Below are 14,434 nucleotides of genomic sequence, written 5' to 3' on the forward strand. Positions count from 1 at the left end.
TGTATGAACGCGACGCCAGAAAAGGCTGACGACCTCATCGTCGTTGGCAAGATTTTTTCGGTTCACGGCGTTCGCGGCGAGGTGAAGGTGTATTCCTTTACCGATCCGATTGAAAACCTGTTGGATTACCGTAACTGGACGCTTCGGCGCGAAGGGTCGGTCAAGCAGGTAGAGCTGGTCAGTGGCCGTTCCAATAAAAAGGAGCTGGTCGCCAAGCTCAAAGGGCTCGACGATCGTGACGAAGCGCGTCTTCTGAGCGGTTACGAGATTTGCATCTCGCGCAGCCTTTTGCCCAACCTGACGGACGACGAGTACTACTGGTACCAGTTGGTCGGTCTGAAAGTCATCAACCAGGACGAACAGCTGTTCGGCACGGTTGATCACCTGTTGGAGACCGGCGCGAACGATGTAGTGGTGGTCAAGCCTTGCGCAGGCAGCCTGGATGACCGTGAGCGCTTGTTGCCCTATACGGCGCAATGTGTGCTGGCAGTCGACCTTGAAGCCGGTGTGATGCGGGTCGAATGGGACGCGGATTTCTAACTGATGGGTAACCTTCGCGTAGAAGTCATCACGTTGTTCCCCGAGATGTTCTCGGCCATTACGGAGTACGGCATTACCAGCCGCGCGGTGAAGCAGGGCTTGTTGCAAGTCACTTGCTGGAATCCGCGGGACTACACCAGTGATCGCCACCACACGGTGGATGATCGGCCTTTTGGCGGTGGTCCGGGGATGGTGATGAAGATCAAGCCTCTGGAAGATGCACTGGCCAGTGCCAGGCAAGCGACCGGAGCAGCGGCAAAGGTGATCTACCTTTCGCCACAAGGCCGCAAGCTGGATCAGCAAGCGGTCAAAGGCTTGGCCGAACAGGAATCTCTGATCCTGATCGCCGGCCGTTATGAAGGCATTGACGAGCGTTTTATTGATGCTCATGTCGATGAAGAGTGGTCGATTGGTGACTATGTGCTTTCCGGTGGTGAGCTACCGGCCATGGTACTGATCGATGCGGTTACGCGGCTGCTGCCCGGAGCTTTAGGGCATGTAGGCTCGGCGGAGGAAGATTCCTTCACCGATGGCTTGCTGGATTGCCCGCACTACACCCGACCTGAGGTGTATGCGGATCAGCGTGTACCCGACGTGTTGCTAAGTGGCAACCATGCACATATCCGGCGATGGCGGATGAAGCAGTCCCTTGGTAGGACCTTCGAACGACGCGCCGATCTTCTGGAAAGTCGCTCACTTTCTGGAGAAGAGAAAAAGCTGCTCGAGGAATACCTCCGCGAGCGGAACGATAGTTAACGTATCGATGGTGGATCACGTTTGTCCACCTTAGGAGCACAGCATGACTAACAAAATCATCCAGCAGCTCGAAGCAGAGCAGATGAGCAAGGAAATCCCGACCTTCGCACCAGGCGACACCATTGTCGTCCAGGTTAAAGTGAAGGAAGGTGAGCGTTCCCGTCTGCAGGCGTTCGAAGGCGTTGTTATCGCCAAGCGTAACCGTGGTCTGAACAGCGCCTTCACCGTGCGCAAGATCTCGAGCGGCGTTGGTGTTGAGCGTACCTTCCAGACCTACAGCCCGCAAATCGACAGCCTGGCCGTGAAACGTCGTGGTGACGTGCGTAAAGCCAAGCTGTACTACCTGCGCGACCTGTCCGGCAAAGCCGCTCGCATCAAGGAAAAACTGTCCTGAGTACAGTTTGCCCGGTGGCCATGGCCGCCTAGCGAGAAAAAAAGCAGCCTTCGGGCTGCTTTTTTGCGTTTTGAAACTTAAGAAAGCGATGTGACCAGACATGACTACCCGAGACCAGGAAATCCAGCGCCGCACCGAGCTTTCGGTAACCCGCGTGACCAAGGCGGTATTCCCCAACACTACCAACCATCACAACACCCTGTTTGGCGGCACCGCGCTGGCCTGGATGGACGAAGTGTCGTTCATCGCCGCCACACGCTTCTGCCGCTTGCCATTGGTGACGGTTTCGACCGACCGCATCGACTTCAAGCACCCGATCCCGGCGGGTTCGATCGTCGAGCTGGTGGGCACGGTGATCAAGGTGGGCAACACCAGCTTGCAGGTGCAAGTGGATGTGTTCGTCGAGAACATGTACCTGGATGGCCGCGAACGGGCGATCCATGGTGTGTTCAGCTTTGTCGCCATCGACGAAGACAAGCGGCCGGTGCCGGTGCTGCCCCAGGCCTGACGCTCAACCTGGCGTGGTTGCAGCGTCGGCGACCGGCAGCGGCTCGACCAGGGCGACCAAGGTCCAGCCCGACTGCGGCGTGAGTGGGTTATCCGGGCTCGCTACATGCACCCAGCCATTGGCGTCACGGGCGAACAGCAGGTGCGCGCGGTCGCCATGCAGTGCCTGATAATTTTCCCAGTCGAAGCCTTCGGTCAGGTGGGTGCTATACAGCTCGGCGCCGCGGTGCAAGTGATTCGCCAGTTGCTGGTAGGTCATCGCGCTTGAACCGAGCAGGTGGCCGCGGTGCTCCTCGCTGGCCCGGTGCTTGTCACTGCGCTGTTTCTCCAGGCCGCTGGCGAGTACGAACAGGCGGCTGTGGCCGAAATCATGGCGAAAGCGGGCGCAGGCCAAGGCGTTGATCTCGCCGGCCGGCGACAGCCCCAACAGGTGGCCGAGGCCGACCAGGTCCAGGTGTGCATCGGCATGCTGCGAGGCGGGGTTGCCAAAGTAGGTCGGCAAGCCGTCCATGCGCGCGGCGCGGATGTTTTCCCAGCTCGAATCGGTCAGCAGTACACGGCAACCCAATTGCTGCAGGGCTTTGCCAAGGGTGCGCGCAGGCCCGTTGGCGCCGACGATGAGAAAGCCGCTGGGGGCGGGCTCGGCGACCTTGAGCAGGCGCGCCAGCGGCCTTGCCGTGGCGCTCTGCAGCACCACGGTGCCGATGATCACGGCGAAGGTCAGGGGCACCAGCAACAGCGCATCCTGATGGCCGGCCTCGTGCAGGCGGATCGCGAAGATCGCCGATACCGCGGCGGCGACGATGCCACGCGGGGCGATCCAGGCCAGCAAGGCCCGCTCGCGCCAGTTCAGCGAGGAGCCCAGCGTCGACACGAAGACGTTCAGCGGCCGTGCCAGCAACTGGATCACCAGCAGCAGCGCCAGCACCGCCGGGCCCAGCCCGAGCAAGGCGTGCAGGTCGAGGCGCGCGGCCAGCAAGATGAACAGGCCGGAGATCAGCAGCACGCTGAGGTTCTCCTTGAAGTGCAGGATCTGCCGCACATCCACCCCGCGCATGTTGGCCAGCCACATGCCCATCAGCGTCACCGCCAGCAGCCCTGATTCGTGCACGATCTGGTTGGCGGCGATGAAGATGCCCAGCACCGCTGCCAGCGACGCCAGGTTGTGCAGGTACTCCGGCAGCCACTGTTCGCGCATGACCTGGCCCAGCAACCAGCCGCCGGCAGCGCCCAGTGCAGTGCCGCAGAAGATCACCCCGGCAAAGGTACCCAGGCTCTGGATCAGGCCATTGCCATCGGCACTGGCAATGATGAAGCTGTACACCACCACGGCCAGCAGCGCGCCAATCGGGTCGATGACGATGCCTTCCCAGCGCAGGATATTGGCGATTGTCGCCTTTGGCCGCACTACCCGCAGCATGGGCACGATCACTGTCGGCCCGGTGACCAGGGTCAAGGTGCCGAACAGGATCGCCAGCGGCCAGTCGAACCCCAGCAGCCAGTGGGTCGCCAGCGCGATCACCAGCCAGGTCGACAGCGCGCCAACGGTGACCAGGCGGTGCACCACGCTGCCGATATCGCGCCACTGCGACACGTGCAGGGTGAGGCTGCCCTCGAACAGGATCAGCGCCACGGCCAGGGACACCAGCGGCATCAGCAACGGGCCGAACAACGCCTGCGGGTCGAGCCAGCCGAGCAGCGGGCCGACAGTGATGCCGGTCAGCAGCAGAAAGAGGATGGCCGGCAGTTTCAGGCGCCAGGCGAGCCACTGGCAGGCCAGGGCGGCGGCGCCGATGCCACCGATGCTGAGAAGGATCTGCTGTTCGTTCATGCGGGCTCCCTATGCTGGCGCTGTTATGAAAGACTAAGCGTCATTTCGTCGTTTGCCACCGAGTTTTCATGCCCGCCCTAGACCACCCCCTTATTGACCAGTTTCTTGATGCCCTGTGGCTGGAAAAAGGCCTGTCGGACAACACCCGGGTCTCCTATCGCAGCGACCTGGCGCTGTTCAACGGCTGGCTCCAGGAGCACACCGTGGCCTTGCCCGACGCCGGTCGCGAGCTGATCCTCGATCACTTGGCCTGGCGCCTCGACCAAGGCTACAAACCGCGCTCCACCGCACGCTTTCTCTCTGGCCTGCGTGGCTTCTTTCGCTACCTGCTGCGCGAAAAGCTGGTGGCGATTGACCCCACCTTGCAGGTGGAGATGCCGCAGTTGGGCCGGCCTTTGCCGAAATCCTTGTCCGAAGCCGACGTCGAAGCACTGCTGCAAGCGCCGGACCTCGGCGAAGCCATCGGCCAGCGCGACCGCGCCATGCTCGAAGTTCTGTATGCCTGCGGCCTGCGGGTTACCGAACTGGTCAGCCTGACCCTCGACCAGGTCAACCTGCGCCAAGGCGTATTGCGGGTCATGGGCAAGGGCAGCAAGGAGCGGCTGGTACCGATGGGTGAAGAGGCAGTGGTGTGGCTGGAGCGCTACCTGCGCGATGGCCGCAGCGAGCTGTTGAACGGCCGCCCCAGTGATGTGCTGTTCCCCAGCCTGCGCGGCGAGCAGATGACCCGCCAGACCTTCTGGCACCGAATCAAGCACCACGCACGGGTTGCCGGTATCGACAAGGCGTTGTCACCCCACACCTTGCGCCATGCCTTCGCGACCCATCTGCTCAACCACGGTGCCGACCTGCGCGTGGTGCAGATGCTGCTGGGCCACAGCGACCTGTCGACCACGCAGATCTACACCCACGTGGCCAAGGCCCGTTTGCAGCAGCTGCACGCCCAGCATCACCCGCGTGGATGAATGATTTTCATGTTCCGCCGGCCGGTATCCGCAGACCCCTTCAACGGTGGTGTGATGTGGTAGGCTTGAGCGGTTTGCACCAAGGGCCGCACGGTCACCGTGTTTTTTTGCAGGTGACGCCCTCCGGCCCCTGTCCGCCTTCAGGAGTTCCCATGCGTTTGACCCAGATTTTCGCCGCCGCCGCGTTGGCGCTGGCCAGTACCTTTGCCGTTGCCGCGGCAACCGACAGCAATGCCGGTGCCGAGCAGGCCATCCGCAAGTCGTTGCAGAACCTCGAACTGGAAGTGCCCGTAGAAAGCGTTGCCAGCAGCCCGCTCAACGGCCTGTATGAAGTCAAGCTGCAGGGCGGCCGTGTGCTGTACGCCAGCGCTGACGGCCAGTTCGTCATGCAGGGCTACCTGTACCAGATCCAGGACGGCAAGCCGGTCAACCTGACCGAGAAGACCGAGCGTCAAGGTGTCGCCAAGCTCATCAATGGCATTCCAGCCGCCGAGATGGTGGTTTATCCTGCCAAAGGCGAGACCAAGTCGCACATCACCGTGTTCACCGATACCACCTGCCCGTATTGCCACAAGCTGCACGCCGAAGTGCCGGAGCTGAACCGTCGCGGTATCGAAGTGCGCTATGTCGCCTTCCCGCGTCAGGGCCTCGGTTCGCCGGGTGACGAGCAGTTGCAGGCAGTCTGGTGTTCCAGCGACCGCCGCGCGGCGCTGGACAAGATGGTCGATGGCAAGGAAATCAAGGCGGCCAAGTGCGCCAACCCGGTCAGCAAACAGTTCCAGCTGGGCCAGTCGATCGGCGTCAACGGCACGCCGGCGATCGTCCTTGAAAGCGGCCAGGTGATCCCGGGCTACCAGCCGGCGCCGCAAGTGGCCAAGTTGGCCCTGGCCGGCCAGCAGCAAGCAGCCAAGTAATCAATTCAGTACGCCGTCGTCATGGGGTGACGGCATGTTTCACGGTCGGCGCAGGTGCCGGCCGTTCAATGGGGAGTTCACAGTGAAACCGGTCAAAGTAGGCATCTGTGGGTTGGGGACCGTCGGTGGCGGAACCTTCAATGTACTTCAGCGCAACGCCGAGGAGATTGCCCGCCGTGCCGGGCGCGGTATTGAAGTGGCCCAGATCGCCATGCGCTCGCCGAACCCGAACTGCCAGATTACCGGTACCCCCATTACCGCTGATGTGTTCGACGTTGCGAGCAACCCGGAGATCGACATTGTCATCGAGCTGATCGGTGGCTATACCATCGCCCGTGACCTGGTACTCAAGGCCATCGAAAACGGCAAGCACGTGGTCACCGCCAACAAGGCGCTGATCGCCGTGCACGGCAACGAAATCTTCGCCAAGGCCCGCGAGAAGGGCGTGATCGTCGCCTTCGAAGCGGCGGTTGCCGGCGGCATCCCGGTGATCAAGGCCATCCGTGAAGGCTTGTCGGCCAACCATATCAACTGGCTGGCCGGCATCATCAACGGCACTGGCAACTTCATCCTCACCGAAATGCGCGAGAAGGGCCGTGCCTTCCCGGACGTACTGGCTGAAGCCCAGGCCCTGGGCTATGCCGAAGCCGACCCGACCTTCGACGTCGAAGGCATCGATGCTGCGCACAAGCTGACCATCCTGGCCTCCATTGCCTTTGGTATCCCGCTGCAGTTCGACAAGGCCTACACCGAGGGCATCACCCAGCTAACCACCGCTGACGTGAACTACGCCGAGGCCCTGGGCTATCGCATCAAGCACCTGGGTGTGGCACGCCGCACGGCCGAAGGTATCGAGCTGCGCGTGCACCCGACGCTGATCCCGAGCGACCGCCTTATCGCCAACGTCAATGGCGTCATGAACGCAGTCATGGTCAACGGCGACGCCGCTGGCTCGACCCTGTACTACGGCGCCGGTGCCGGTATGGAGCCGACCGCTTCGTCGGTGGTGGCCGACCTGGTCGACGTGGTCCGCGCCATGACCTCCGACCCGGAAAACCGCGTGCCGCACCTGGCCTTCCAGCCCGATTCGTTGTCGTCGCACCCGATCCTGCCGATCGAGGCCTGCGAAAGTGCCTACTACCTGCGCATCCAGGCCAAGGATCACCCCGGTGTTTTGGCCCAGGTGGCCAGCATCCTGTCGGAGCGTGGCATCAACATCGAATCGATCATGCAGAAGGAAGCCGAAGAACAGGATGGCCTGGTGCCGATGATCCTGCTGACCCACCGCGTGGTCGAGCAAGGCATCAACGACGCCATCGTCGCTCTGGAAGCCCTGCAGGATGTGGTTGGCAAGGTCGTGCGCATCCGCGTCGAACAGCTTAATTAACGAAGAGTGCCGACGGGCCGCGCCAGCGGCCCCGGCCCCAGTCTCGAAGGTTTGCACCATGCGCTATATCAGCACCCGCGGCCAGGCACCGGCCCTGAATTTTGAAGATGTGCTGCTGGCTGGCCTTGCCAGCGACGGCGGCCTGTACGTCCCTGAAAACCTGCCACGCTTCACCCAGGAAGAGATCGCCTCCTGGGCTGGCCTGCCTTACCACGAACTGGCCTTCCGTGTGATGCGCCCGTTCGTTGCCGGCAGCATCGCCGATGCCGACTTCAAGAAGATCCTCGAAGAAACCTACGGCGCGTTCGCTCACGCCGCCGTGGCGCCGCTGCGCCAGTTGAATTCGAACGAGTGGGTCATGGAGCTGTTCCACGGCCCGACCCTGGCCTTCAAGGACTTTGCCCTGCAGTTGCTCGGCCGCCTGCTCGACCACGTGCTGGTCAAGCGCGGCGAGCGTGTGGTGATCGTTGGCGCCACCAGCGGTGATACCGGTTCTGCCGCCATCGAAGGTTGCCGCCGTTGCGACAACGTCGACATCTTCATCCTGCACCCGCACCAGCGTGTGTCGGAAGTACAGCGTCGGCAGATGACCACGATCTTCGGCGACAACATCCACAACATCGCCATCGAAGGCAACTTCGACGACTGCCAGGAGATGGTCAAGGCCAGCTTCGCCGACCAGTCGTTCCTCAAGGGCACCCGCCTGGTGGCAGTCAACTCGATCAACTGGGCGCGGATCATGGCCCAGATCGTCTACTACTTCCACGCAGCCCTGCAGTTGGGCGGGCCAGCCCGCTCGGTGGCGTTCTCGGTGCCTACCGGTAACTTCGGCGACATCTTCGCCGGTTACCTGGCGCGCAACATGGGCCTGCCGATCAGCCAGCTGGTGGTGGCCACCAACCGTAACGACATCCTGCACCGCTTCATGAGCGGCAATCAGTACGTCAAGGAAACCCTGCACGCGACCTTGTCGCCGTCGATGGACATCATGGTGTCGTCCAACTTCGAGCGCCTGCTGTTCGACCTGCATGGCCGCAATGGCGCTGCCATTGCCGAGCTGATGGCGAACTTCAAGCAGGGTGGCGGCTTCAGCGTCGACGAAGACCGCTGGACCGAGGCGCGCAAGCTGTTCGACTCGCTGGCCGTCAGTGACGAGCAAACCTGCGAGACCATCGCCGAGGTGTTCGCCAGCACCGGTGAAGTGCTCGACCCGCATACCGCGATCGGCGTCAAGGCCGCCCGTGAGTGCCGCCGCAGCCTGGACACGCCAATGGTGGTGCTGGGTACTGCGCACCCGGTCAAGTTCCCGGAAGCGGTAGAGAAGGCCGGTGTGGGCAAGGCGCTGGAGTTGCCTGCGCACCTGGTCGACCTGTTCAGCCGCGAAGAGCGCTGCACGGTGCTGGCCAATGACCTGAAGGCCGTTCAGGGCTTTGTCAGCCAGCACGGTAACCGCGGCAAGCCGCTTTAACGCCAGGGCCGCCACATAACCTATCGCCGGCAAGCCGGCGATAGGTCGCGCAGCAGCATCGTTCTGCGGCTGTCTCCTTGCGCTGTTTCAGACTTTTCCTATTTAAACCGCTCGACGTCTTGCCTAGATTTGTGGGTCCTTCCTTCAGGAGCGGCTCATGTCCAGGCCTTACGTGCTGATTCACCAGGCACGCCCTTCCCACCAGATTCTTCTGCATCAGGCCTTCAACGCCCAAGGCATATTCGACGTGCGCATCATCGAGGACGCGGGCGACCTGCGCGCCTGCCTGTCCGCTGGCCGCTGCCCTGACTTGCTGATACTTGACCACGCGATGCCCACAAAGGCAGGGCATGCCGTATTGAAACGCCTCGCCGGCATGCCTGCGTTGCGCGCCTTGATGTTCGTGGGGCAGGCAGCACCCGACCAGCACAATCTTGCCCTGGAGGCCAAGCGACGGGGGCTTTGGGTGGTTGCCGAGCTGCCCTGGCCGCTGTCCATGACGCACCTGCAGCGTGCGCTTCAGTGTCTGGGCAGGCGTACTCAAACTGTCACGTCTGCACCGCATGCTCACTGAAACAGCGCCGGCGTCTCGAACTTTAGGCTGCGCTTGTTGGTCAGTTTCTCTATAGCCCACCACGCAGCGAGTGATCCGGATGGAAAGAATCTGCAGACTGCTCAACGAAGCCCTGACCCCTTATCAAACCCACCTGGGCATCGCCGATGCCAATGGCAATCGTCAATTGACCGTGTTTGACAGCCTTGCAGGCATCACCCTGCAGCGCACGGTAAGCCTGCGCCAGTTGCAGGAGCAGCGCCTGCTGATTGACGTGGTGGATGGTCTGCACCGTGATCTGCAGATTGCCGAAGGGCGATTGCAGCCTTGTGTCATTGCTGCGTTGCAACAGCGTCAGCAACCTCAGGGAACCTTTGCCTGACCCGGCTTTCAGACACAGTAAGGGCAGCCAGCCAGCGCTTTGCTCCGGTGTTGGCAGGCTGTTCCGGGAAGTCTCCAAGGACTTTCGATTGGCCCCGGGCGTCCTCCCCAGCGTCCGGGGTTTCTTTTTTTTGCGTGATTCACGCCGGCATGGGCAAAGGCCTATTCGCCTTTGAAAAACTGCTTGCTCTGCTCCAGGTAGTCTTCCTGCAACTGCGGGTCCAGCCACCGTGCATACAGCCCCGGCAACGTGTCCCGACGCAGCGTGGGCAGCAGTTGGTCGATGTGCGCAATGGCCTCGCGCCCCAGTGGCGAGTTCGAGCAACCCACATGCAGAAACTGGTAAGGGTTCACGCCTTGCACAGGGTGGAAGTGGTAATCCGCCAGTAACCCGCCTTGCTGCTGGATCAGGTAACGCACCTCTGGCCAGTACCCCATCACCATGTGCAGGCGGCCCAGTCGCTGCATCTGCAGTTGGTTGGCGGTGGCATCGTTGCCATAGTGGCGGCTGAGCGACGCGTCTGGCAGCTGACGCAAAACCTCATCGATCTGCGTGCCATAGCTGCGCTCGGCGACGATACCGAGCTTCAACGAGGTCTGGTTCAACAGCCCTTGCAAATCGACTTCGTGGCCTGTGAGAAACGGCGCAAGCAGTGCCTCGTCTTCCTTGCGGACCACCAGCCCGCCGCTCATTACACCCAGTAACGGCATGGAAAAATGCACGTATCCGGCACGTTCCTGCGTCCACAGCAGGGTCGGGTCGCAGGTGAAGCTGCTGGCGTCCTGAAGCATCTGGATACCCCGCGCGCGGTTGACCCGGACGATGCTGTGATCGTATTCGGGCATCTGCGCGATCAACTGCGGCAGCAGGCGATCAACCACCCCCTGGCCTTTCTCCGGGCCTTCGAAAATGGTGAACGGCGGCAGGTCTCGAACCAGCCACCAGATACGCTCCTTGGCCGCGGCGGGCAGTATGGCCAGTGCGGGCAGTAGCCCGCACAGCAGGAGCAGGGGGCGCAACCAGCGGGCAACTCGCATCGGCGGCGGCAGAGGTCAGACCGCGCCTGCTGCGCGCAGGCCGGCGATGGCGGCTGCGTCGTAGCCCAGGGCAGCGAGCAGTACTTCGGTGTGTTCACCCAGCGCCGGCCCGACCCATTCGGTGGCGCCGGGCGTTTCCGAAAGCTTGGGCACGATGCCTGGCATCTTGAAGGGTTTGCCGTCTGGCAGGCGTGCCTGCAGAAACATCTCCCGTGCCAGGTATTGCGGGTCATTGAACATGTCTTCGGCGGAATAGATGCGGCTGGCTGGCACTTCGGCGGTGGTGAGCACCTGCATGAGCTGGTCCAGCGGCTGGCTGTTGGCCCAGCGGTCGATTACCCCGTACAGCTCGTCCCGGCGCAGGTCGCGGCCATCGTTGGTGGCCAGCGTGGGGTCATCGGCCAGGTCGGCGCGGCCGATGGCCTGCATGAAGCGCTTGAAGATCGCATCGCCGTTGGCGCCGATCTGCACATGCTTGCCATCGGCACTGGTATGGATGGAGGAGGGGGTGATGCCCGGCATGATATTGCCGGTGCGCTCACGGATGAAACCAAAGACGTCGAATTCCGGGACCATGCTTTCCATCATGGCGAAGATCGCCTCGTACAGCGCCACGTCCACTACCTGGCCCTGGCCGCCGTTGACTTCCTGGTGACGCAAGGCCATCAACGCGCCGATCACTCCCCACAAGGCGGCAATCGAGTCACCGATGGAAATACCCGTGCGCACCGGCGGGCGGTCATCGAAGCCGGTGATGTAGCGCAGGCCGCCCATGGACTCGCCCACGGCGCCAAAGCCCGGCTGGTCTTTCATCGGCCCGGTCTGGCCGAAACCGGACAGGCGCACCATGACCAGGCGCGGGTTGAGCGCGTGCAGCACGTCCCAGCCCAGGCCGAGTTTTTCCAGCACGCCGGGGCGGAAGTTTTCGATCAGGATGTCGGCGTCGGCCAACAGGCGTTTGAGGATATCGAGGCCTTCCGGGTGCTTGAGGTTGAGGGTCAGCGACTGTTTGTTGCGCGCCTGCACGAACCACCACAGCGACGTGCCTTCGTACATCTTGCGCCATTTGCGCAGCGGATCGCCGCCATCGGGGGACTCGACCTTGATCACCTCGGCGCCGAACTCGGCACAGATACGCGAGGCGAACGGGCCAGCGATAAGGGTCCCGAGTTCGATGACTTTAAGGCCGGCGAGGGGTTTGCTGGGCGTAGGCATGGGGCATCCGTGGCAACTGGGCAGAGCCGTGGTTTTATCATAGCTCCGAAGCCGCAGATACTGCCGCGGCGCAACGAAGGGCAGGATCGGTTAGACTGTGTCACTTTTCTTTGCGCAAGAAGCCCGTCGACCATGGCCCAGCCGTCCACCACCTACAAATTCGAACTGAATCTGACCGACCTCGATCGCAGCGTGTACGAAAGCGTCAAGCAGACCATTGCTCGTCACCCGTCGGAAACCGAAGAGCGTATGGCGGTGCGTCTGCTGGCTTATGCGCTTTGGTACAACGAGCAGCTGTCGTTTGGTCGCGGCCTGTCGGATGTCGATGAGCCGGCATTGTGGGAAAAGAGCCTGGACGATCGCGTTTTGCACTGGATCGAAGTCGGCCAGCCGGACGCGGACCGCCTGACCTGGTGTTCCCGCCGCACCGAGCGCACCAGCCTACTGGCCTACGGTAGCCTGCGAGTGTGGGAGAGCAAAGTGGTACCTGCGGTCAAGAACCTGAAGAACCTGAACATTGCCGCTGTGCCGCAAGAGGTGCTGGAGACCCTGGCCACCGACATGCCGCGCAGCATCAAGTGGGACGTAATGATCAGCGAAGGCACAGTGTTCGTCACCGATGACCGTGGCCAGCACGAAGTGCAGCTGCAGTGGCTGCTTGGCGAGCGCGGCTGAGCCGAAGCCCTTATGCGTATCGAACCTCGCCCCCTGCCGTCGACCCTGCCATTTCTGGGTAACCTGCCACCCTTGCTGACCCGCCTGTATGCCGCCCGCGGCGTGCAGAGCGAGGCCGAGCTGGACAAGAGCCTGGCGCGGCTGCTGCCGTACCAGCAGCTCAAAGGCATCGAGGCGGGGGTAGACCTGCTGGTCGAAGCGCTCGACCAGCGCCAGCGCATCCTCATCGTTGGCGACTTCGATGCCGACGGCGCCACCGCCAGTACCGTGGGTGTGCTGGGCCTGCGCTTGTTGGGCGCGGCCCACGTCGACTACCTGGTGCCCAACCGCTTCGAATTCGGCTATGGCCTGACCCCGGAGATCGTTGAGGTCGCGCTGCAGCGCCAACCGCAATTGCTGATCACTGTCGACAACGGTATCTCCAGTGTCGACGGCGTGGCGGCAGCCAAGGCAGCGGGGCTCAAGGTGCTGGTCACCGATCACCACTTGCCGGGCGAGCAGTTGCCCGACGCCGATGCGATCATCAACCCGAACCAGCCGGGCTGCGACTTCCCGAGCAAGTCGTTGGCCGGGGTCGGGGTAATCTTCTATGTGCTCATGGCCTTGCGCGCACGCTTGCGCAGCCTGGGGCGCTACCAGAACCAAGCACAGCCGAATATCGGCGAGCTGCTCGACCTGGTGGCGCTGGGCAGTGTCGCCGACGTGGTGCCGCTGGACGCCAACAACCGCATTCTGGTGCACCAGGGCCTCGAGCGCATTCGTGCCGGCCGCGCACGGCCGGGGCTCAAGGCGATTCTGGAAGTGGCCCGCCGTGACCACCGGCGCATCACTTCGACTGACCTGGGGTTCATCCTTGGCCCGCGTTTGAACGCGGCCGGGCGCCTGGACGACATGAGCCTGGGCATCGAGTGCCTGCTGTGCGAAGACGCGGCCTTGGCCCAGGACATGGCCCAGCAGCTGGACGATCTCAACCAGGACCGCAAGTCCATCGAGCAAGGCATGCAGCGTGAGGCGCTGGCCCAGCTGAAGGATTTGCCGGTCGAGTCCATGCCGTATGGCCTGTGCCTGTTCGACGCCGACTGGCACCAGGGCGTGATCGGGATTCTCGCTTCGCGCCTGAAGGAGCGTTATCACCGGCCGACCATCGCCTTTGCCGATGCTGGCGACGGCATGCTCAAGGGTTCGGCGCGCTCGGTGCCCGGTTTTCATATCCGCGATGCGCTGGATGCGGTGGCGGCGCGTCATCCGCAGCTTATCAGCAAGTTCGGCGGCCATGCCATGGCAGCGGGGTTGTCGCTGCCTGAGGGCAACTTCCCGGCCTTTGCCGAGGCATTCGACGAAGAAGTACGGCGCCAGCTTTGCGAAGACGACCTCACTGGCCGATTGCTGTCCGATGGCAGCCTGGCGGTGGAGGAATTCCACCTCGACCTGGCCAAGGCCCTGCGCCATGCCGGGCCTTGGGGCCAGCACTTCCCGGAGCCGCTGTTCCATGGTGTGTTCCAGTTGGTCGAGCAGCGCGTAGTGGGTGAGCGGCACCTGAAGGTGGTGCTCAAGAGCGAGTGCGGTTCGGTGCGGCTCGATGGCATTGCCTTCGGCGTCGACCGCGAGGTGTGGCCGAACCCGACGGTGCGCTGGGTGGAGCTGGCGTACAAGCTGGATGTGAACGAGTTTCGTGGCAATGAAAGTGTGCAACTGATGATTGCCCACATGGAGCCGCGTTGACGGCAAGGTGCTTGCCCTCCAAAGCCATGCCTCAGTCACCTCATAGCAAATCCCACGGAACCTCCCCCCCACCCAATCTGGTCTAGTC

The 14,434-nt window shown here is 62.6% G+C and carries 15 protein-coding genes; 12 read left to right on the forward strand and 3 right to left on the reverse strand.

What is annotated here, in order from left to right; all coding sequences use genetic code 11:
- Positions 1 to 3: 3 nt before the first annotated feature.
- The 4 genes from rimM to LOY26_RS05355 all read left to right on the forward strand — a co-directional run bounded on the left by rimM (position 4) and on the right by LOY26_RS05355 (position 2,198).
- Complete coding sequence (rimM, locus tag LOY26_RS05340) at positions 4 to 540, forward strand: ribosome maturation factor RimM (protein WP_033700959.1); 537 nt, start codon at positions 4 to 6, stop codon at positions 538 to 540.
- A 3-nt stretch (positions 541 to 543) separates the two neighbouring features.
- Positions 544 to 1,296: a tRNA (guanosine(37)-N1)-methyltransferase TrmD gene (gene trmD, locus LOY26_RS05345; RefSeq protein WP_033700958.1), complete on the forward strand. Its 753-nt coding sequence runs from the start codon at positions 544 to 546 to the stop codon at positions 1,294 to 1,296.
- Positions 1,297 to 1,339: 43 nt separating this feature from the next.
- Positions 1,340 to 1,690 (forward strand): 50S ribosomal protein L19, encoded by a 351-nt coding sequence (rplS, locus tag LOY26_RS05350; protein WP_008094487.1) that lies wholly within the window; start codon positions 1,340 to 1,342, stop codon positions 1,688 to 1,690.
- 100 nt (positions 1,691 to 1,790) lie between these two features.
- A complete protein-coding gene (locus tag LOY26_RS05355; protein ID WP_009683444.1) occupies positions 1,791 to 2,198 on the forward strand; it encodes an acyl-CoA thioesterase in 408 nt (135 codons plus the stop codon).
- Between the two features lie 3 nt (positions 2,199 to 2,201).
- Here LOY26_RS05355 and LOY26_RS05360 read toward each other — a convergent pair whose 3' ends face one another.
- A complete protein-coding gene (locus LOY26_RS05360) occupies positions 2,202 to 4,028 on the reverse strand; it encodes a sodium:proton antiporter (protein WP_047581520.1) in 1,827 nt (608 codons plus the stop codon).
- Between the two features lie 68 nt (positions 4,029 to 4,096).
- Here LOY26_RS05360 and xerD point away from each other — a divergent pair, with 68 nt between their 5' ends.
- The 6 genes from xerD to LOY26_RS05390 all read left to right on the forward strand — a co-directional run bounded on the left by xerD (position 4,097) and on the right by LOY26_RS05390 (position 9,697).
- Positions 4,097 to 4,993, forward strand: coding sequence for a site-specific tyrosine recombinase XerD (gene xerD / locus LOY26_RS05365; RefSeq protein WP_186654342.1), 897 nt, complete (start codon positions 4,097 to 4,099; stop codon positions 4,991 to 4,993).
- Positions 4,994 to 5,145: 152 nt separating this feature from the next.
- Positions 5,146 to 5,907 carry a thioredoxin fold domain-containing protein gene (locus tag LOY26_RS05370; protein WP_033700954.1) on the forward strand — a complete coding sequence of 254 codons (762 nt, stop codon included), beginning with the start codon at positions 5,146 to 5,148 and terminating at the stop codon, positions 5,905 to 5,907.
- An 82-nt stretch (positions 5,908 to 5,989) separates the two neighbouring features.
- Positions 5,990 to 7,294 (forward strand): homoserine dehydrogenase, encoded by a 1,305-nt coding sequence (locus LOY26_RS05375; protein WP_033700953.1) that lies wholly within the window; start codon positions 5,990 to 5,992, stop codon positions 7,292 to 7,294.
- 58 nt (positions 7,295 to 7,352) lie between these two features.
- Complete coding sequence (gene thrC, locus LOY26_RS05380; protein WP_033700952.1) at positions 7,353 to 8,762, forward strand: threonine synthase; 1,410 nt, start codon at positions 7,353 to 7,355, stop codon at positions 8,760 to 8,762.
- Between the two features lie 157 nt (positions 8,763 to 8,919).
- The gene (locus LOY26_RS05385) at positions 8,920 to 9,336 is read left to right on the forward strand and encodes a histidine kinase (RefSeq protein ID WP_186654347.1); all 417 of its coding nucleotides are present in this window, start codon (positions 8,920 to 8,922) and stop codon (positions 9,334 to 9,336) included.
- A gap of 79 nt (positions 9,337 to 9,415) precedes the next feature.
- Positions 9,416 to 9,697 (forward strand): DUF3509 domain-containing protein, encoded by a 282-nt coding sequence (locus LOY26_RS05390; protein ID WP_033700949.1) that lies wholly within the window; start codon positions 9,416 to 9,418, stop codon positions 9,695 to 9,697.
- Between the two features lie 161 nt (positions 9,698 to 9,858).
- Here LOY26_RS05390 and LOY26_RS05395 read toward each other — a convergent pair whose 3' ends face one another.
- Together LOY26_RS05395 and LOY26_RS05400 are read right to left on the reverse strand one after the other, a co-directional pair.
- Complete coding sequence (locus tag LOY26_RS05395; protein ID WP_186654348.1) at positions 9,859 to 10,734, reverse strand: TIGR02285 family protein; 876 nt, start codon at positions 10,732 to 10,734, stop codon at positions 9,859 to 9,861.
- A 15-nt stretch (positions 10,735 to 10,749) separates the two neighbouring features.
- Positions 10,750 to 11,949, reverse strand: a complete 1,200-nt coding sequence (locus LOY26_RS05400) for a CaiB/BaiF CoA-transferase family protein (RefSeq protein WP_258714470.1) — start codon at positions 11,947 to 11,949, stop codon at positions 10,750 to 10,752.
- 132 nt (positions 11,950 to 12,081) lie between these two features.
- On the opposite strand from LOY26_RS05400, the gene LOY26_RS05405 reads away from it, so the two are divergent.
- Together LOY26_RS05405 and recJ are read left to right on the forward strand one after the other, a co-directional pair.
- The gene (locus tag LOY26_RS05405; protein WP_186654353.1) at positions 12,082 to 12,624 is read left to right on the forward strand and encodes a YaeQ family protein; all 543 of its coding nucleotides are present in this window, start codon (positions 12,082 to 12,084) and stop codon (positions 12,622 to 12,624) included.
- 12 nt (positions 12,625 to 12,636) lie between these two features.
- Positions 12,637 to 14,346, forward strand: a complete 1,710-nt coding sequence (recJ, locus tag LOY26_RS05410; RefSeq protein ID WP_258714471.1) for a single-stranded-DNA-specific exonuclease RecJ — start codon at positions 12,637 to 12,639, stop codon at positions 14,344 to 14,346.
- Positions 14,347 to 14,434 lie beyond the last annotated feature (88 nt).

It is taken from the genome of Pseudomonas sp. B21-047, assembly GCF_024748775.1.
Taxonomy (GTDB): domain Bacteria; phylum Pseudomonadota; class Gammaproteobacteria; order Pseudomonadales; family Pseudomonadaceae; genus Aquipseudomonas; species Aquipseudomonas capeferrum.

Excerpts from the sequence above, each read along its gene's own strand:
- xerD (WP_186654342.1), top strand. The coding sequence starts at position 4,097 with ATGCCCGCCCTAGACCACCCCCTTATTGACCAGTTTCTTGATGCCCTG.
- rplS (WP_008094487.1), top strand. The coding sequence starts at position 1,340 with ATGACTAACAAAATCATCCAGCAGCTCGAAGCAGAGCAGATGAGCAAG.
- LOY26_RS05400 (WP_258714470.1), bottom strand. The coding sequence starts at position 11,949 with ATGCCTACGCCCAGCAAACCCCTCGCCGGCCTTAAAGTCATCGAACTC.
- trmD (WP_033700958.1), top strand. The coding sequence starts at position 544 with ATGGGTAACCTTCGCGTAGAAGTCATCACGTTGTTCCCCGAGATGTTC.
- LOY26_RS05370 (WP_033700954.1), top strand. The coding sequence starts at position 5,146 with ATGCGTTTGACCCAGATTTTCGCCGCCGCCGCGTTGGCGCTGGCCAGT.
- rimM (WP_033700959.1), top strand. The coding sequence starts at position 4 with ATGAACGCGACGCCAGAAAAGGCTGACGACCTCATCGTCGTTGGCAAG.
- LOY26_RS05390 (WP_033700949.1), top strand. The coding sequence starts at position 9,416 with ATGGAAAGAATCTGCAGACTGCTCAACGAAGCCCTGACCCCTTATCAA.
- LOY26_RS05385 (WP_186654347.1), top strand. The coding sequence starts at position 8,920 with ATGTCCAGGCCTTACGTGCTGATTCACCAGGCACGCCCTTCCCACCAG.
- LOY26_RS05395 (WP_186654348.1), bottom strand. The coding sequence starts at position 10,734 with ATGCGAGTTGCCCGCTGGTTGCGCCCCCTGCTCCTGCTGTGCGGGCTA.
- thrC (WP_033700952.1), top strand. The coding sequence starts at position 7,353 with ATGCGCTATATCAGCACCCGCGGCCAGGCACCGGCCCTGAATTTTGAA.
- LOY26_RS05355 (WP_009683444.1), top strand. The coding sequence starts at position 1,791 with ATGACTACCCGAGACCAGGAAATCCAGCGCCGCACCGAGCTTTCGGTA.
- LOY26_RS05405 (WP_186654353.1), top strand. The coding sequence starts at position 12,082 with ATGGCCCAGCCGTCCACCACCTACAAATTCGAACTGAATCTGACCGAC.
- LOY26_RS05360 (WP_047581520.1), bottom strand. The coding sequence starts at position 4,028 with ATGAACGAACAGCAGATCCTTCTCAGCATCGGTGGCATCGGCGCCGCC.
- recJ (WP_258714471.1), top strand. The coding sequence starts at position 12,637 with ATGCGTATCGAACCTCGCCCCCTGCCGTCGACCCTGCCATTTCTGGGT.